Consider the following 15,365-nt stretch of genomic DNA (forward strand, 5'->3'; position numbering starts at 1 on the left):
TCACTTACCACTCTTTCCGGCCTTGCGGCGAACGTTCTCGCCGGCGTAGCGGACGCCCTTGCCCTTGTAGGGCTCGGGCTTGCGAATCTTGCGGATGTTGGCGGCCGTCTCGCCGACGAGCTGCTTGTCGATGCCGACGACGGTCATCTTGTTGACGCCCTCGACGGTGAAGCTGATGCCCGCGGGCGCCTCGACGTACACCGGGTGGGAGAAGCCGAGCGCGAACTCGACGCCCTTGTCCTTGAGCGCGACGCGGTAACCCGTGCCGACGATCTCGAGGCCCTTGGTGTAGCCGGTGGTGACGCCGACGATGTTGTTCGCGATGAGGCTGCGCGTGAGGCCGTGGAGCGAGCGCGACTCGCGCTCGTCGTCCGGACGGGTGACGAGCACCTGCCCGTCCTGGACCTCGGCGCGGATGGGCTGCGCGACGGTGAGGCTGAGCTCGCCCTTCGGGCCCTTCACCGTGACGAGCTGGCCGTCGACGGCGACGTCGACCCCTGCGGGGACGTCGATGGGGAGTCTTCCGATACGTGACATGGCGTTACCACACGTAGGCGAGGACTTCCCCACCCACGCCCTTCTTCGCAGCCTGGCGGTCCGTGAGGAGCCCCGAGGAGGTGGACAGGATGGCGACCCCGAGGCCACCGAGGACCTGGGGGATCTCCGCGGACTTCGCGTACACGCGCAGTCCGGGCTTCGACACGCGCTTGATGCCCCGGATGGAGCGCTCGCGGTCGGGACCGAACTTGAGGCTGAGCGTCAGCGTCTGGCCGACGCGGGCGTCCGCGACGTCCCAGCCGGCGATGAAGCCCTCGGACTTGAGGATGTCGGCGATGTGCGACTTGAGCTTGGAGTGCGGCATGGAGACCGTGTCGTGGTGCGCGGAGTTCGCGTTCCGGAGTCGGGTCAGCATGTCGGCGACCGGGTCGGTCATTGTCATAACTGGTGGTGCCTCTCTCGCCTGGTTTCGTTCATCCGGACACGGATGACGACCTGTGGTGGTGGCGGCGCCGGGCGGAGGTGCCCGGCGCCGATCGTGCGGTGGTGCTGGTCGTGCGGGTGATGCGGTGGTGCGTGCTACGGCGTGTTCTCGGGCGTCTGGAACGGGAAGCCGAGCGCCTTGAGCAGCGCGCGTCCCTCGTCGTCCGTCCGAGCGGTCGTGACGACCGTGATGTCCATGCCGCGGACCCGGTCGATGCGGTCCTGGTCGATCTCGTGGAACATGGACTGCTCGTTGAGACCGAACGTGTAGTTGCCGTTGCCGTCGAACTGCTTCGGGCTGAGCCCGCGGAAGTCGCGGATGCGGGGCAGGGCGAGGGACAGCAGGCGGTCGAGGAACTCCCACATGCGGTCGCCGCGCAGCGTCACGTGGGTGCCGATGGCCTGGCCCTCACGCAGCTTGAACTGGGCGATCGACTTGCGGGCCTTCGTGACCTGCGGCTTCTGGCCCGTGATCTTGGTGAGGTCGGCGACCGCGCCGTCGATGATCTTGCCGTCGCGAGCCGCGTCGCCGACGCCCATGTTCACGACGATCTTCGTGAGCCCGGGCACCTGGTGCACGTTCGTGAAGCCGAGATCAGCGGTCAGCTGGCTGACGATCTCGGTGCGGTACTTCTGCTTCAGGCGCGGGAGCGGCGTGCTCTCGGCCGTGCCAGCGGTTGCGGTGTCGGTCATTGCTAGAGGTCCTTACCTGACTTCTTGGCGTAGCGGACGCGGACGGTCTTGGAGACCCCGTCCTTCTCGACCTGCTCGGTCCGGAAGCCGACTCGCGTGGGCTTCTTGGACTCGGGGTCGACGAGCGCGACGTTGGAGATGTGGATGGGCGCCTCGACGGTCTCGATGCCGCCCGTCTTGGAGCCGCGCTGCGTCTGGCCGACGCGGACGTGCTTCGTGACGAAGTTCACGCCCTCGACGACGACGCGGTTGCGCTCGACCAGGACGGACAGGACGCGGCCCTGCTTGCCCCGGTCGCCGCCCTTGGCCTGCGTGCGACCCGTGATGACCTGAACGAGGTCACCCTTCTTGATGTTCGCCATGACTAAATGACCTCCGGTGCCAGCGAGATGATCTTCATGAACTTCTTGTCCCGGAGCTCGCGGCCCACCGGTCCGAAGATGCGGGTGCCGCGGGGCTCCCCGTTGCTGTTCAGGATGACGGCGGCGTTCTCGTCGAACTTGATGTACGAGCCGTCGGGACGGCGCGTCTCCTTCTTGGTGCGGACGATGACGGCCTTGACGACCTCGCCCTTCTTGACGTTTCCGCCGGGGATCGCGTCCTTGACGGTCGCGACGATGACGTCACCGAGACCGGCGTAGCGGCGACCCGAGCCACCGAGCACGCGGATGGTCAAGATCTCCTTGGCACCCGTGTTGTCCGCGATCTTGAGGCGGGATTCCTGCTGAATCACTGTTGCTCCTTATCCAAGCAGCCGGGGCTACTTGGCCTTCTCGAGGATCTCGACCAGGCGCCAGCGCTTGGAGGCGCTGAGGGGACGGGTCTCGTTGATCAGGACCAGGTCGCCGATGCCGGCGGTGTTCGCCTCGTCGTGCGCCTTGACCTTGGAGGTGCGGCGGATGACCTTGCCGTACAGCGGGTGCTTCACGCGGTCCTCGACCTCGACGACGATGGTCTTGTCCATCTTGTCGCTGGTGACGTAGCCACGACGGGACTTGCGGTAGCCGCGGTCGGCCGTCGCGGTGTCAGCCGTGTTCTTCTCTTCGGCGTTCGCCATGATCAAGCCTCCTCAGCCTTCTCGGTGACGGCGGCGTCGTCGGCCTTCGCGGCCTTCTTCGTCGCCTTCTTCTTCTCGGGCTTCTCGGGGAGCTCGACGGGGGCGGGCGTGGCACGGATGCCCAGCTCGCGCTCGCGGATGACCGTGTAGATCCGAGCGATGTCGCGCTTGACCGCGCGGAGGCGGCCGTGGCTGTCGAGCTGACCGGTGGCCGACTGGAAGCGCAGGTTGAACAGCTCCTCCTTGGCCTTCTTCAGCTCTTCGACGAGTCGCTCGTCCTCGAAAGTGTCCAGCTCGACGGGGGCGAGCTCCTTGGAACCGATCGCCATTATGCGTCGCCTTCCTCGCGCTTGATGATGCGTGCCTTGAGGGGCAGCTTGTGGATGGCCCGGGTGAGCGCCTCGCGCGCCGTGGCCTCGTCGACGCCGGAGAGCTCGAAGAGCACGCGACCCGGCTTGACGTTGGCGACCCACCACTCGACCGAGCCCTTTCCGGAACCCATGCGGGTCTCGGCGGGCTTCTTGGTGAGCGGGCGGTCCGGGAAGATGTTGATGTACACGTTCCCGCCGCGCTTGACGTGACGCGTCATGGCGATTCGAGCGGACTCGATCTGGCGGTTGGTCACGTAGGCGGGCGTGAGGGCCTGGATGCCGTACTCGCCGAACGAGACGACGGTGCCGCCGGTCGCGTGGCCGGTACGACCCGGGTGGTGCTGCTTGCGGTGCTTGACCTTGCGGGGGATCAACATGGTTACGCCTCAACTCCTGCTGCGGCGACCGGCGCTGCCTCGGCGGCCGGCGCGGTGCGCGGCGCGTTGGTGCGGCGATCTCCGGTTCGACCGTCGGAACGGTCGTTACGACGCTCCGGGCGCGACGACTTCTGGTTCGCCTGCTCCCGAGCGAGATCCTTGTTCGTGATGTCGCCCTTGTAGACCCAGACCTTCACGCCGATGCGGCCGAAGGAGGTGCGGGCCTCGTAGAAGCCGTAGTCGATGTTCGCGCGGAGGGTGTGCAGCGGCACGCGGCCCTCGCGGTAGAACTCCGACCGGCTCATCTCGGCGCCGCCGAGGCGGCCCGAGACCTGGATGCGGACGCCCTTGGCGCCGGCGCGCTGCGCGCCCTGCAGGCCCTTGCGCATCGCGCGGCGGAACGCCACACGACCCGCGAGCTGCTCGGCGATGCCCTGGGCGACCAGCTGCGCCTCGGCCTCGGGGTTCTTCACCTCGAGGATGTTCAGCTGGATCTGCTTGCCCGTGAGCTTCTCGAGGTCGGCGCGGATGCGCTCGGCCTCGACGCCGCGGCGGCCGATGACGATGCCGGGACGCGCCGTGTAGATGTCCACGCGGACACGGTCACGGGTGCGCTCGATCTCGATGCGCGCCACACCGGCGCGGTCGAGGCTCGTCTTGAGCATGGTGCGGATGCGCACGTCCTCGGCGACGTAGTCGCTGTAACGCTGCCCCTTCTTCGTGCTGTCCGAGAACCAACGCGACACGTGGTCGGTCGTGATCCCGAGACGGAACCCGTACGGGTTGACCTTCTGTCCCATTACTTGCTCGCCTTCTTCGTGGTCGTCGCCACGTCCGCCTCATCCGGCGTCGCGAGGACGACCGTGATGTGGCTGGTGCGCTTGTTGATACGGAATGCGCGACCCTGTGCGCGGGGCTGGAACCGCTTGAGGGTGGTGCCCTCGTCCACGAACGCCTTGGCGATGTAGAGGTCCTGCTCCGCGAGGAAGCTGTTGGACGCGTCGGCCTTGACCCGCGCGTTCGCCATGGCCGAGGCCACCAGCTTGTAGATCGGCTCGCTCGCGCCCTGCGGCGCGAACTTCAGGATGGCCAGGGCCTCCTCGGCCTGCTTGCCACGGATCATGTCCACGACGCGACGGGCCTTCTGGGGGGTGACGCGGATGTGACGCACGCGTGCGATCGACTCCACCATTTCTCTCCTCCTTCTCGTCGCCGCGTTAGCGGCGACGACCCTTCTTGTCGTCCTTCACGTGGCCGCGGAAGGTGCGCGTGAGAGCGAACTCGCCGAGCTTGTGGCCGACCATGGACTCCGTGACGAACACGGGGACGTGCTTGCGACCGTCGTGCACCGCGATGGTGTGACCCAGCATCGCCGGGATGATCATCGAGCGGCGCGACCAGGTCTTGATCACGTTCTTGCTGCTGGCCTCGTTCGCCGAGATCACCTTGCGGAGCAGGTGGTCGTCGACGAAGGGGCCCTTCTTCAGACTGCGTGGCATCTTCTACAACTCCTACTTGCGCTTCTTGCCGGCGTTGCGGCGGCGAACGATGAGCTTGTCGCTGGGCTTGTTGATGTGGCGCGTGCGGCCTTCCTTCTGGCCCCACGGGCTGACCGGGTGGCGACCACCGGAGGTCTTGCCCTCACCACCACCGTGCGGGTGGTCGACCGGGTTCATCGCGACACCGCGGACGGTCGGGCGGACGCCCTTCCAGCGCATGCGGCCGGCCTTGCCCCAGTTGATGTTCGACTGCTCGGCGTTGCCGACCTCGCCGATGGTCGCGCGGCAGCGCGCATCGACGTTGCGGATCTCGCCGGAGGGCAGGCGCAGCTGGGCGTAGGGGCCGTCCTTCGCCACGAGGCGCACGGAGGCGCCGGCGGAGCGGGCCATCTTCGCGCCGCCGCCGGGGCGGAGCTCGATGGCGTGGATGACGGTACCCGTCGGGATGTTGCGCAGCGGCAGGTTGTTGCCGGGCTTGATGTCGGCCGTGGCGCCCGACTCGATCTTGTCGCCCTGCTTCAGCTTGTTCGGCGCGAGGATGTAGCGCTTCGTGCCGTCGATGAAGTGCAGGAGCGCGATGCGCGCCGTGCGGTTGGGGTCGTACTCGATGTGGGCGACGGTCGCGATGACGCCGTCCTTGTCGTTGCGCTTGAAGTCGATCACGCGGTACTGGCGCTTGTGGCCACCACCGATGTGACGGGTCGTGATCCGACCCTGGTTGTTGCGGCCACCGGTCTTGGAGAGCGGGCGGAGCAGCGACTTCTCGGGCGTCGAGCGCGTGATCTCCACGAAGTCGGCGACGGACGAACCGCGACGACCCGGGGTCGTGGGCTTGTACTTGCGAATAGCCATTGGTGTTTTCCTAGTCCCGGTCTCAGCCGACAGTCGTGAAGATGTCGATGGAGCCCGACTTGAGGGAGACGATGGCGCGCTTGGTGTCCTTGCGCTTGCCCATCCCGAACTTGGTCCGGCGGGTCTTGCCCTGCTTGTTGAGCGTGTTGACCGACGCGACCTGCACGCCGAAGATCTTCTCGATCGCGAGCTTGATCTCGGTCTTGTTCGAGCGGGGGTCCACGATGAACGTGTACTTGCCCTGGTCGATCAGGCCGTAGCTCTTCTCGGAGACGACCGGCGCGATGATGATGTCGCGGGGGTCCTTCTGGGTGGCGCTCATGCGGCAACCTCTTCCTTGGCCGTCTTCGACTCGACGAACGCGTCGAACGCGCCCTTCGTGAAGACGATGTCGTCGCTCACGAGCACGTCGTACGCGTTGAGCTGGTCGTAGGACAGCACGTGGACCGTCGGGATGTTGCGCACGCTGCGGAGGCTGACCTCGTCGGTGCGCTCCAGGACGATGAGGACGTGCTTGCTCGTGGCGATGCCCTCGAGCAGCGCGACCACGGTCTTCGTCGAGGGGACGTCTCCGGCGGAGAGGCTCTCGATGACGTGGAGGCGGGCGCCGCGCGCGCGGTCGGAGAGGGCGCCGAGCAGAGCCGCGGCGATCATCTTCTTGGGGGTGCGCTGCGAGTAGTTGCGGGGCGTGGGTCCGTGGACGATGCCACCGCCGGTCATCTGGGGGGCGCGGATCGAGCCCTGACGAGCGCGACCGGTTCCCTTCTGCTTGAACGGCTTGCGGCCGGCGCCGGAGACCTCGCCGCGTCCCTTGGTCTTGTGCGTTCCCTGGCGCGCCGCGGCGAGCTGGGCGACGACGACCTGGTGGATGAGCGGGACGTTGGTCTGCACGTCGAACAGCGACGCGGGCAGGTCGACGGAGCCGGTGACTGCACCGGTCGCGTCGAGGACGTCGAGCTGGGTGTCGGTAGCCATGACTACTTCCCCTTCACTGCGTTGCGGACGAAGACGATGCGGCCACGCGCGCCGGGCACTGCGCCCTTGACGAGCAGGAGGCCCTTCTCGGCGTCCACGCTGTGGACGACGAGGTTCAGCACGGTGACGCGCTCGCCGCCCATGCGACCGGCCATGCGCATGCCCTTGAAGACACGGCTGGGGGTCGAGGAGGCGCCGATGGAGCCGGGCTTGCGGTGGTTGCGGTGCGAACCGTGCGAGGCCGAGACGCCCTTGAAGTTGTGGCGCTTCATGACGCCGGCGAAGCCCTTGCCCTTGCTGGTGCCGACGACGTCGACCTTGGAGCCGGGCTCGAAGGCGCCGACCGTGATCTCCTGGCCGAGCGCGTACTCGGCGAAGTCGGCCGTGCGGACCTCGGTGAGGTGGCGGCGCGGCGTGACGCCGGCCTTCTCGAAGTGGCCGGTGCTCGGCTTGTCGGCCTTGCGGGGGTCGATCTGGCCGTAGGCGATCTGGATGGCGCCGTAGCCGTCGACCTCGGGCGTGCGCACCTGGGTGACGACGTTCGGGGTGATCTGCACGACGGTCACGGGGATGAGCTTGTTGTTCTCGTCCCACACCTGCGTCATGCCCAGCTTCGTGCCGAGCAGACCGGTGAAAGTCCTGTTAGCGGTAGACATGGGTTCCCTTAGAGCTTGATCTCGATGTTGACGTCGGCCGGGAGGTCGAGTCGCATGAGCGAGTCGACCGCCTTCGGCGTCGGGTCGACGATGTCGATCAGACGCTTGTGCGTGCGCATCTCGAAGTGCTCGCGGCTGTCCTTGTACTTGTGGGGGGAACGGATCACGCAGATCACGTTCTTCTCCGTGGGCAGCGGCACCGGGCCGACGACCGTGGCGCCCGCGCGGGTCACCGTGTCGACGATCTTCCGGGCCGAGGAGTCGATGACCGAGTGGTCGTACGACTTAAGTCGGATGCGGATCTTCTGTCCCGCCATGTGTGACTCTCTCTCTTTCGTGCGTCATGCGGCCTCGGACCGTATTGGACGCGTGTGTCCCTCGCTCGGATGGCCCGGCCTCGTGGCGCGCCCCATCCGTGGTGCACCCGGGCGCGCATCGTGGGACGCGGCCTCGGGCAGCTCGTGCACCCGCCCGCATGCGGGCGCGGACGAGCGGTGCTCATCCGGTGGGTGTCGTGTGCTTCTGCTCTGCTGCCCGCGGCCTAACCTGCCCAGGGAGCGACGAGCGCTCCGGGCGGCTATGCACTGCCTGGCAGTGATCCGACGTCTCGCGCGCAGGGCGGCGTGCGTCGGAATGTTGAACTAGACGAGTTTGTCATAGTCCGGCCATGCGTGCAACCCGGGCGTGTCGCGTCCACTCCCCCGTGATTCCGGGGCTCGCGGCGCCTCCCGCCGGCGGCGTCGAGGCCCCGTCCCCGTCACCGGAACAGCAGGTTCCGCAGCTCCGTCTCCCCCGACGCGAGGCGCTGCGGGTCGATCGTGCGGCCGTGCACGTACTCGTCGACGAGCCGCGGATCCACGTAGCTGTTCTTCGCGATGGTCGGGGTGTTGCTGAGCACCTCGGCGGCGTCGCGGTACGCCTGCGCGAGCGCCCGCTGCCGCTTGCCCTTGGTCGCCTCGGGCCCGTGCTTCGCCAGGCTGATCGCCGCGGCGACCGTGCCGTGCAGGGTGCGGAAGTCCTTCGCGGTGAACTCGCCGCCCGTCCGCTCCCGCACGTAGTCGTTGATGTCGGCAGCGCCGAGCGGATGCCACTCGCCGTCGTCCTCGTAGGCCAGCAGCCGCGCGTTCGGACCGCGTTCCTGCAGACCCCCGACGACCTGGACGAGGTCGTGGTCGCGGATGTCGCTCGACCACTCCTGCCCGCTCTTCGCGGGGAACTCGAGGTGCACGGTGTCCTCGTGCACGGTGACGTGGGAGCACAGCAGCGTCGACAGCCCGTGGCTGCCGTTCGACTCGGTGTAGCGCTCGCTGCCGACGCGGAGGCTGCCCGTGTCGAGCATGCGGAAGCCGGCGGCCAGCGCGCGCTCGCGCGTGAAGCCGTCCTGGCGGAGGTGCATCGTCACCTGACGACGCGCGGACGGGAGCGACTCGGCCAGCTGCAGCGAGCGGTCGAACTTGATCCGGTCCTTCTGCTCGCGCCAGGTCGGGTGGTAGATGTACTGCCGCCGCCCGGCGCTGTCCATGCCCGTGGCCTGCACGTGGCCGTTCTCGTAGGGCGCGATCCAGACGTCGGTCCACGCGGGCGGGATCCCCAGGTGCTCCATCCGCGCGCGCAGCGACTTGTCGGTGACCCGGTTCCCGTCGGCGTCGAGGTAGGTCCAGCCCTTCCCGGCCCTCTTGCGCGTGTAGCCCTTGCCGGTGGCGTCGCTGCGCCGGAGTCTGACCATTGATCGAACCTACGCGCTGTGCCGCCATCGGTTAGGGCACGATGCGAAGGCTCCCGGCCAGCCGTGACACCTCACCGCGCGTTAACGGCCGACAGGGCCGGGCCATGACGGCCCGACCCTGTCGGAGGTGGTGCTGGTGGAGCTGGGTGCTACTTGACGATCTTCGTGACCGTGCCGGCGCCGACGGTGCGGCCACCCTCGCGGATGGCGAAGCCGAGGCCCTCCTCCATGGCGATCGGCTGGATCAGCGCGACGTTCATGTCGGTGGTGTCGCCGGGCATGACCATCTCGGTGCCCTCGGGCAGGGTGATGACGCCGGTGACGTCGGTGGTGCGGAAGTAGAACTGCGGACGGTAGTTCGCGTAGAACGGGTTGTGACGCCCGCCCTCCTCCTTGGAGAGGATGTACGCGGTGCCCTCGAAGTCCGTGTGCGGCGTGACCGAACCCGGCTTGACGATGACCTGGCCGCGCTCGACGTCCTCGCGCTTGGTGCCGCGGAGCAGGAGACCGCAGTTCTCGCCGGCCCAGGCCTCGTCGAGCTGCTTGTGGAACATCTCGATGCCCGTGACGGTGGTCTTGACGGTGGGACGGATGCCCACGATCTCGACGTCCGAGTTGATGGCGAGGGTGCCGCGCTCGGCGCGACCCGTGACGACGGTGCCACGACCGGTGATCGTGAAGACGTCCTCGACGGGCATGAGGAACGGCTTGTCCTTGTCGCGGACGGGCTCCGGGATGGACTCGTCGACCGCGTCCATGAGCTTGACGATCTGCTCGACCCACTTCTCGTCGCCCTCGAGCGCCTTGAGGCCGGAGACCTGGACGACGGGGGCGTTGTCGCCGTCGAAGTCCTGGCTGGAGAGCAGCTCGCGGACCTCGAGCTCGACGAGCTCGAGGATCTCCTCGTCGTCGACCATGTCCGACTTGTTGAGCGCGACGAGCAGGTACGGCACGCCGACCTGCTTCGCGAGCAGCACGTGCTCGCGCGTCTGGGCCATGGGGCCGTCGGTGGCGGCGACCACGAGGATCGCGCCGTCCATCTGCGCCGCGCCGGTGATCATGTTCTTGATGTAGTCAGCGTGACCCGGGGCGTCGACGTGAGCGTAGTGACGCTTGGGCGTCTCGTACTCGACGTGCGAGATGTTGATCGTGATGCCGCGCTGGCGCTCCTCGGGAGCGGAGTCGATGGACGCGAAGTCGCGCTGCACGTTGGTCGCCGACGGGTACTTGTCCGCCAGGACCTTGGAGATCGCTGCCGTCAGCGTCGTCTTGCCGTGGTCGACGTGACCGATCGTTCCGATGTTGACGTGCGGCTTGGTCCGCTCGAACTTGGCCTTACCCACTGTGGGTCCTCCTCAGGACTCGGTTGCGGGGCGTCCGGTGGTTCCCGGACGCCCTGCGTGTTGGAGATCTTGCTTATGGTACTGAAACGGCGGATGCCGCTCGAACTGGAGGGCTACTCGCCCTTGTTCTTCTGGACGATCTCGTCGGCGACAGCCTTCGGGACCTCGGCGTAGCTGCCGAAGCTCATCGAGTACACCGCACGGCCCGAGGTCTTGCTCCTCAGGTCGCCGACGTAGCCGAACATCTCCGACAGGGGGACGTTCGCGGTGATGACCTTCACGCCGCTCGCGTCCTCCATGGCCTGGATCTGGCCGCGACGGGAGTTCAGGTCGCCGATGACGTCGCCCATGTACTCCTCGGGCGTGCGGACCTCGACGGCCATGAGCGGCTCGAGCAGCACGGGCTTCGCCTTGCGCGCGGCCTCCTTGAAGGCCATCGAGCCGGCGATCTTGAACGCCATCTCCGAGGAGTCGACGTCGTGCGCGGCACCGTCGAGCAGCGTCGCCTTCACGCCGACCATCGGGTAGCCGGCGAGGATGCCGACCTGGAGCGCGTCCTGGATGCCCGCGTCCACCGACGGGATGTACTCCCGGGGGACGCGACCGCCGGTGACCTTGTTGTCGAACTCGTAGGTCTTCTCCGCGGTCACCTCCATGGGCTCGATCTTGATCTGGATCTTGGCGAACTGCCCGGATCCACCCGTCTGCTTCTTGTGCGTGAAGTCGTGCTTGTCGACCGTGCCGCGGATGGTCTCGCGGTACGCGACCTGCGGCTTGCCGACGTTGGCCTCGACGTTGAACTCGCGCTTCATGCGATCGACCAGGATGTCGAGGTGGAGCTCGCCCATGCCCTTGATGACCGTCTGACCGGTCTCCTGGTTCTGCTCGGTGCGGAAGGTCGGGTCCTCCTCGGCGAGCTTCTGGATGGCGACACCCAGCTTCTCCTGGTCGGCCTTGGTCTTCGGCTCGATCGCGACCTCGATGACGGGCTCGGGGAACGTCATCGACTCGAGGACGATCTGGTCCTGCGGGTCGCAGAGCGTGTCGCCCGTGGTCGTGTCCTTGAGGCCGATGACCGCGTAGATGTGACCGGCGGTGACCGAGTCGACCGGGTTCTCCTTGTTGGAGTGCATCTGGAAGATCTTGCCGATGCGCTCTTTCTTGCCCTTGGTCGAGTTGATGACCTGCGAGCCGCTCGCGATGGTGCCCGAGTAGACCCGGACGTACGTGAGACGACCGAAGAACGGGTGCACCGCGACCTTGAACGCGAGCGCCGAGAAGGGCTCGGTCGAGTCGGGCTTGCGGATGATGATCTTCTCCTCGTCGCGCACGTCGTGGCCCTCCATGGGGGGCACGTCGAGCGGGCTGGGGAGGTAGTCGATCACCGCGTCGAGCATCGGCTGGACGCCGCGGTTCTTGAACGCGGAGCCGCAGAGCACGGGGTAGATCTCGCTGTTGACGGTGAGCTTGCGGATGGCGGCCTTGATCTCCGCCACCGTCAGCTCCTCGCCGCCGAAGTACTTCTCGAGCAGCGCGTCGTCGGTCTCGGCGACGGTCTCGAGCAGCTTGGCCCGGTACTCGTCCGCCTTGTCCTTGAGATCCGCGGGGATCTCCTCGATGTCGTACTTCGCACCGAGCTCGACGTCTCCCTTGGAGTCGCCGCGCCAGGTCAGCGCGCGCATCTCGACGAGGTCGATGACGCCCTCGAAGCCGCTCTCGGAGCCGATGGGCAGCTGGATGACCAGCGGCTTCGCGCCGAGGCGGTTGATGATCGTGTCGACCGTGAAGTAGAAGTCGGCGCCGAGCTTGTCCATCTTGTTGACGAAGCAGATGCGCGGCACGTCGTACTTGTCGGCCTGGCGCCACACCGTCTCGGACTGGGGCTCGACGCCCTCCTTGCCGTCGAACACGGCGACCGCGCCGTCGAGGACGCGGAGCGAACGCTCCACCTCGACGGTGAAGTCGACGTGCCCGGGGGTGTCGATGATGTTGATCTGGTTCTTGTTCCAGAAGCACGTCGTCGCGGCGGACGTGATGGTGATGCCGCGCTCCTGCTCCTGGGCCATCCAGTCCATCGTGGCGGCGCCGTCGTGGACCTCGCCGATCTTGTGAGTGATGCCCGTGTAGTACAGGATGCGCTCGGTGGTGGTGGTCTTGCCGGCATCGATGTGAGCCATGATGCCGATGTTGCGGACCTTGTTCAGGTCGGTGAGCACGTCCTGTGCCACAGGTTCCTCCGAAAGGGGTTGGTGGTGCTGTCGAACGAGGTGGTCGACTACCAGCGGTAGTGCGCGAAGGCCTTGTTCGACTCGGCCATCTTGTGGGTGTCCTCGCGGCGCTTGACCGCGGCACCGAGGCCGTTGGATGCGTCGAGGATCTCGTTGGTGAGACGCTCGGTCATGGTCTTCTCGCGACGCGACTTGGCGTACGTCGTGAGCCAGCGGAGCGCGAGGGTGTTCGCGCGGTGCGGCTTGACCTCGATCGGCACCTGGTAGGTGGAGCCACCCACGCGGCGCGAGCGGACCTCGAGGGCCGGGCGGACGTTGTCGAGCGCCTTCTTCAGCGTGACGACGGCGTCCTGGCCGTTCTTCGCGGCGACGCCGGCGAGGGCGTCGTAGACGATCTTCTCGGCGAGGCCCTTCTTGCCGTCGAGCAGGATCTTGTTGACGAGCTGGCTGACGATCGGCGCACCGTAGACGGGATCTGCGACGACAGGGCGCTTGGGGGCGGGACCCTTGCGAGGCATTACTTCTTCTCCATCTTCGCGCCGTACCGGCTGCGAGCCTGCTTGCGGTTCTTCACGGCCTGGGTGTCGAGCGCGCCGCGGACGATCTTGTAGCGCACGCCGGGGAGGTCCTTCACGCGACCGCCGCGGACGAGCACCATGGAGTGCTCCTGCAGGTTGTGGCCCTCACCGGGGATGTAGGCCGTCACCTCCTGGCCGTTGCTGAGCTTGACGCGGGCGACCTTGCGCAGGGCCGAGTTCGGCTTCTTGGGCGTGGTCGTGTAGACGCGGGTGCAGACGCCGCGCTGCTGGGGGTTCGCCTTCAGGGCGGGCGCCTTGGTCTTGACGACCTTCGGCGTGCGGCCCTTGCGGACCAGCTGCTGGATGGTGGGCACTACGGGACTCCTCGATGCTGCACGGTGACAGCGGGTTGATGGTCAGCATTCGACGCCCGCGAGCGGGGATCGAGTTCAACTGGACCCGCGCGTCCGCCGACCACGGGAGTGGGAGGCGCCGGCGGGTATGCCGTGGGGGCCGGCCGAATGGACGAACCCTGATCGGTGCGCTCCTGGTCGGCCCGCGCGCACCGACTTCACGGCACGACACGAGCGCACGCCTGAGCGCACACCTCGGCAACGATACAGTTCCGCGACTCGCCGGTCAAACGGTGGACGAGGGGCCGCGGGCCGCCAGGGCGACGGCGCCGAGACCCAGCAGCGCGGAGATGCCGAGCACGGCGACGCCGAACGGATCGACGAGGTGCCGGAGGGCGAACGCGAGGCTCGCGAACACGTCCGCGCCGCCCAGGAGGTAGAGGGCGGCGCCGAGGATCCCGTACGCGAGCCAGGCGGCTGCTCCCCACCCGAGGACCGGCAGGACCGGGATCCGCCGCATGCGATCGGCCTCGCGGGTGGTGCGGATGAGGCCGACGGCGAAGACCAGAGTGGCGCTCACGACCATGACGGGTCCGAGGAGGACGCCCGCGTCGCGCTCGGGGATCACGTCGTCACCGCCCAGCAGCGCGACGAAGCCGAAGACGCACACGACGAGCGCGACGTGCATGACGGCGGCCAGGAGGGGGATCACTCCCCCAGCCTGACACGCGTCAGCGGTGGTCCGGCTGCTCCGCCAGCTTCCGGTCGTACTCGGCACGGGCCTCGACGTTCTTGGCCTTGACCCGGCGGCCGCGGGCGCTGATGCCGGCGCCGAGCCAGGTGACGAGCTCACGCGCGAGGAAGCCCGCGAGGATCCCGTCGGGGAAGGTCACGGTGCGCTGGAGCAGGAGCGCCTGCTCCGACGGGGCCAGGTCCATGACGCCGCCCTGGAGGAGGCGCGTGCCGACGTACGCGGCGTAGACGAGGATCGCGACCGGCAGACCGCCGAGGACGAACGCCCACCAGCGGCCCCGGTTGACGAGGAGCGCGAGCAGCACGAAGAACACGAGGAACGCGATGGTCGGCACGTAGAAGACGGGCGACGCGATGTAGCGGCCGAAGACCTCGCCGAACGCGTCGGTGTTCCGCACCGAGGCGAGCAGGGCCGTGCCCAGCGAGTAGAGCAGCGCGAAGAGGATGGCGGCGACGACCGCGATGAGCACGCCGAAGCCGCGGTTGCCGCGCTTCTCCGGTGGGACGGGCGCCTGGACGTAGATGGGCTGGGACTGCGACTGGCGCGCGGACTCCTCGTCGCGGGCACGGCGGTCGCGCTCGTCGCGCTCGCGGGCGTCGGCCTCGCGGGCCTCGCGCTCGCGGCGCTCCCGGTCCTCGACGTCGCGCTGGCGGGCCTCCGCCTCGCGCGCCTCGGCCTCGCGCGCCTCCGCCTCACGGGCTTCGCGCTCGCGGTCGTCACGCTCGCGGGCCTCGGCGACGCGGGCCTCGGACTCGCGGCGCTCGCGCTCGCGGGCGTCGTGGTCGTCGTCGACGGGGGCGGCGAACGCGGTCTGGTCGAAGGTCGAGGTGTCGGAGTGCGCGGAGTCGGCACCGCGGTCGGCGGGGCCGTCGTCGAAGGCGGCGGCGCGCTCGTCCGAGGTGCGGGGATCCAGCGGCTGGTCGGCCTCGTCGGGCTGTCGGTGCGGGGCGGGCCTGTCGTCGGTCATGGCACGAACCTACCT

General features: G+C 67.9%; 23 protein-coding genes. All 23 read right to left on the reverse strand.

Annotated elements, in window-relative coordinates:
* Positions 1-537, reverse strand: a complete 537-nt coding sequence (gene rplF, locus JOE38_RS08385; RefSeq protein ID WP_015491184.1) for a 50S ribosomal protein L6 — start codon at positions 535-537, stop codon at positions 1-3.
* 4 nt (positions 538-541) lie between these two features.
* The gene (rpsH, locus tag JOE38_RS08390) at positions 542-940 is read right to left on the reverse strand and encodes a 30S ribosomal protein S8 (protein WP_012039293.1); all 399 of its coding nucleotides are present in this window, start codon (positions 938-940) and stop codon (positions 542-544) included.
* A gap of 137 nt (positions 941-1,077) precedes the next feature.
* On the reverse strand, positions 1,078-1,674 hold the full coding sequence (rplE, locus tag JOE38_RS08395) for a 50S ribosomal protein L5 (RefSeq protein WP_204575705.1): 597 nt from the start codon (positions 1,672-1,674) through the stop codon (positions 1,078-1,080).
* A 2-nt stretch (positions 1,675-1,676) separates the two neighbouring features.
* Positions 1,677-2,036, reverse strand: a complete 360-nt coding sequence (rplX, locus tag JOE38_RS08400) for a 50S ribosomal protein L24 (RefSeq protein ID WP_015491186.1) — start codon at positions 2,034-2,036, stop codon at positions 1,677-1,679.
* 2 nt (positions 2,037-2,038) lie between these two features.
* Positions 2,039-2,407, reverse strand: a complete 369-nt coding sequence (gene rplN, locus JOE38_RS08405) for a 50S ribosomal protein L14 (protein WP_012039296.1) — start codon at positions 2,405-2,407, stop codon at positions 2,039-2,041.
* A gap of 27 nt (positions 2,408-2,434) precedes the next feature.
* A complete protein-coding gene (gene rpsQ / locus JOE38_RS08410; protein ID WP_012039297.1) occupies positions 2,435-2,731 on the reverse strand; it encodes a 30S ribosomal protein S17 in 297 nt (98 codons plus the stop codon).
* Positions 2,732-2,733: 2 nt separating this feature from the next.
* Entirely contained in the window at positions 2,734-3,060 is a 327-nt protein-coding gene (rpmC, locus tag JOE38_RS08415; RefSeq protein ID WP_204575707.1) for a 50S ribosomal protein L29, read from the reverse strand.
* On the reverse strand, positions 3,060-3,479 hold the full coding sequence (gene rplP, locus JOE38_RS08420; RefSeq protein WP_012039299.1) for a 50S ribosomal protein L16: 420 nt from the start codon (positions 3,477-3,479) through the stop codon (positions 3,060-3,062). The genes rpmC and rplP overlap by 1 nt, the downstream gene beginning before the upstream one ends.
* 2 nt (positions 3,480-3,481) lie before the next feature.
* Complete coding sequence (rpsC, locus tag JOE38_RS08425; RefSeq protein WP_012039300.1) at positions 3,482-4,279, reverse strand: 30S ribosomal protein S3; 798 nt, start codon at positions 4,277-4,279, stop codon at positions 3,482-3,484.
* Entirely contained in the window at positions 4,279-4,671 is a 393-nt protein-coding gene (gene rplV, locus JOE38_RS08430; protein ID WP_012039301.1) for a 50S ribosomal protein L22, read from the reverse strand. Before rplV ends, rpsC begins: the two co-directional genes overlap by 1 nt.
* A gap of 25 nt (positions 4,672-4,696) precedes the next feature.
* The gene (gene rpsS, locus JOE38_RS08435; protein WP_012039302.1) at positions 4,697-4,978 is read right to left on the reverse strand and encodes a 30S ribosomal protein S19; all 282 of its coding nucleotides are present in this window, start codon (positions 4,976-4,978) and stop codon (positions 4,697-4,699) included.
* Positions 4,979-4,990: 12 nt separating this feature from the next.
* Positions 4,991-5,830 carry a 50S ribosomal protein L2 gene (rplB, locus tag JOE38_RS08440; RefSeq protein WP_043668798.1) on the reverse strand — a complete coding sequence of 280 codons (840 nt, stop codon included), beginning with the start codon at positions 5,828-5,830 and terminating at the stop codon, positions 4,991-4,993.
* 22 nt (positions 5,831-5,852) lie between these two features.
* On the reverse strand, positions 5,853-6,152 hold the full coding sequence (gene rplW, locus JOE38_RS08445; RefSeq protein ID WP_012039304.1) for a 50S ribosomal protein L23: 300 nt from the start codon (positions 6,150-6,152) through the stop codon (positions 5,853-5,855).
* Positions 6,149-6,805: a 50S ribosomal protein L4 gene (gene rplD, locus JOE38_RS08450; RefSeq protein ID WP_043584322.1), complete on the reverse strand. Its 657-nt coding sequence runs from the start codon at positions 6,803-6,805 to the stop codon at positions 6,149-6,151. Before rplD ends, rplW begins: the two co-directional genes overlap by 4 nt.
* A gap of 2 nt (positions 6,806-6,807) precedes the next feature.
* Positions 6,808-7,461, reverse strand: a complete 654-nt coding sequence (gene rplC, locus JOE38_RS08455) for a 50S ribosomal protein L3 (protein WP_045529624.1) — start codon at positions 7,459-7,461, stop codon at positions 6,808-6,810.
* Between the two features lie 8 nt (positions 7,462-7,469).
* Positions 7,470-7,778 carry a 30S ribosomal protein S10 gene (gene rpsJ, locus JOE38_RS08460; protein ID WP_012039307.1) on the reverse strand — a complete coding sequence of 103 codons (309 nt, stop codon included), beginning with the start codon at positions 7,776-7,778 and terminating at the stop codon, positions 7,470-7,472.
* A gap of 440 nt (positions 7,779-8,218) precedes the next feature.
* Positions 8,219-9,187 carry a DNA topoisomerase IB gene (locus JOE38_RS08465; RefSeq protein WP_204575709.1) on the reverse strand — a complete coding sequence of 323 codons (969 nt, stop codon included), beginning with the start codon at positions 9,185-9,187 and terminating at the stop codon, positions 8,219-8,221.
* A 149-nt stretch (positions 9,188-9,336) separates the two neighbouring features.
* Positions 9,337-10,530, reverse strand: a complete 1,194-nt coding sequence (gene tuf, locus JOE38_RS08470; protein ID WP_012039309.1) for an elongation factor Tu — start codon at positions 10,528-10,530, stop codon at positions 9,337-9,339.
* 113 nt (positions 10,531-10,643) lie between these two features.
* Positions 10,644-12,758 (reverse strand): elongation factor G, encoded by a 2,115-nt coding sequence (gene fusA / locus JOE38_RS08475; protein WP_194634904.1) that lies wholly within the window; start codon positions 12,756-12,758, stop codon positions 10,644-10,646.
* A gap of 47 nt (positions 12,759-12,805) precedes the next feature.
* Positions 12,806-13,276: a 30S ribosomal protein S7 gene (gene rpsG, locus JOE38_RS08480; RefSeq protein WP_012039311.1), complete on the reverse strand. Its 471-nt coding sequence runs from the start codon at positions 13,274-13,276 to the stop codon at positions 12,806-12,808.
* Positions 13,276-13,650 carry a 30S ribosomal protein S12 gene (gene rpsL, locus JOE38_RS08485; RefSeq protein WP_012039312.1) on the reverse strand — a complete coding sequence of 125 codons (375 nt, stop codon included), beginning with the start codon at positions 13,648-13,650 and terminating at the stop codon, positions 13,276-13,278. Before rpsL ends, rpsG begins: the two co-directional genes overlap by 1 nt.
* A gap of 265 nt (positions 13,651-13,915) precedes the next feature.
* Positions 13,916-14,341 carry a DUF6121 family protein gene (locus tag JOE38_RS08490; RefSeq protein ID WP_307838848.1) on the reverse strand — a complete coding sequence of 142 codons (426 nt, stop codon included), beginning with the start codon at positions 14,339-14,341 and terminating at the stop codon, positions 13,916-13,918.
* Between the two features lie 19 nt (positions 14,342-14,360).
* Complete coding sequence (locus JOE38_RS08495; protein ID WP_204575711.1) at positions 14,361-15,350, reverse strand: hypothetical protein; 990 nt, start codon at positions 15,348-15,350, stop codon at positions 14,361-14,363.
* Between the last annotated feature and the right edge of the window lie 15 nt (positions 15,351-15,365).

Source organism: Clavibacter michiganensis, from assembly GCF_016907085.1.
Taxonomy (GTDB): Bacteria; Actinomycetota; Actinomycetes; order Actinomycetales; family Microbacteriaceae; genus Clavibacter; species Clavibacter michiganensis_O.

Bases quoted from the DNA above. Each gene is read 5' to 3' on its own strand.
- rplF (WP_015491184.1), bottom strand. From the start codon at position 537: ATGTCACGTATCGGAAGACTCCCCATCGACGTCCCCGCAGGGGTCGAC.
- rpsH (WP_012039293.1), bottom strand. From the start codon at position 940: ATGACAATGACCGACCCGGTCGCCGACATGCTGACCCGACTCCGGAAC.
- rplE (WP_204575705.1), bottom strand. From the start codon at position 1,674: ATGACCGACACCGCAACCGCTGGCACGGCCGAGAGCACGCCGCTCCCG.
- rplX (WP_015491186.1), bottom strand. From the start codon at position 2,036: ATGGCGAACATCAAGAAGGGTGACCTCGTTCAGGTCATCACGGGTCGC.
- rpsQ (WP_012039297.1), bottom strand. From the start codon at position 2,731: ATGGCGAACGCCGAAGAGAAGAACACGGCTGACACCGCGACGGCCGAC.
- rpmC (WP_204575707.1), bottom strand. From the start codon at position 3,060: ATGGCGATCGGTTCCAAGGAGCTCGCCCCCGTCGAGCTGGACACTTTC.
- rplP (WP_012039299.1), bottom strand. From the start codon at position 3,479: ATGTTGATCCCCCGCAAGGTCAAGCACCGCAAGCAGCACCACCCGGGT.
- rpsC (WP_012039300.1), bottom strand. From the start codon at position 4,279: ATGGGACAGAAGGTCAACCCGTACGGGTTCCGTCTCGGGATCACGACC.
- rplV (WP_012039301.1), bottom strand. From the start codon at position 4,671: ATGGTGGAGTCGATCGCACGCGTGCGTCACATCCGCGTCACCCCCCAG.
- rpsS (WP_012039302.1), bottom strand. From the start codon at position 4,978: ATGCCACGCAGTCTGAAGAAGGGCCCCTTCGTCGACGACCACCTGCTC.
- rplB (WP_043668798.1), bottom strand. From the start codon at position 5,830: ATGGCTATTCGCAAGTACAAGCCCACGACCCCGGGTCGTCGCGGTTCG.
- rplW (WP_012039304.1), bottom strand. From the start codon at position 6,152: ATGAGCGCCACCCAGAAGGACCCCCGCGACATCATCATCGCGCCGGTC.
- rplD (WP_043584322.1), bottom strand. From the start codon at position 6,805: ATGGCTACCGACACCCAGCTCGACGTCCTCGACGCGACCGGTGCAGTC.
- rplC (WP_045529624.1), bottom strand. From the start codon at position 7,461: ATGTCTACCGCTAACAGGACTTTCACCGGTCTGCTCGGCACGAAGCTG.
- rpsJ (WP_012039307.1), bottom strand. From the start codon at position 7,778: ATGGCGGGACAGAAGATCCGCATCCGACTTAAGTCGTACGACCACTCG.
- JOE38_RS08465 (WP_204575709.1), bottom strand. From the start codon at position 9,187: ATGGTCAGACTCCGGCGCAGCGACGCCACCGGCAAGGGCTACACGCGC.
- rpsG (WP_012039311.1), bottom strand. From the start codon at position 13,276: ATGCCTCGCAAGGGTCCCGCCCCCAAGCGCCCTGTCGTCGCAGATCCC.
- JOE38_RS08495 (WP_204575711.1), bottom strand. From the start codon at position 15,350: ATGACCGACGACAGGCCCGCCCCGCACCGACAGCCCGACGAGGCCGAC.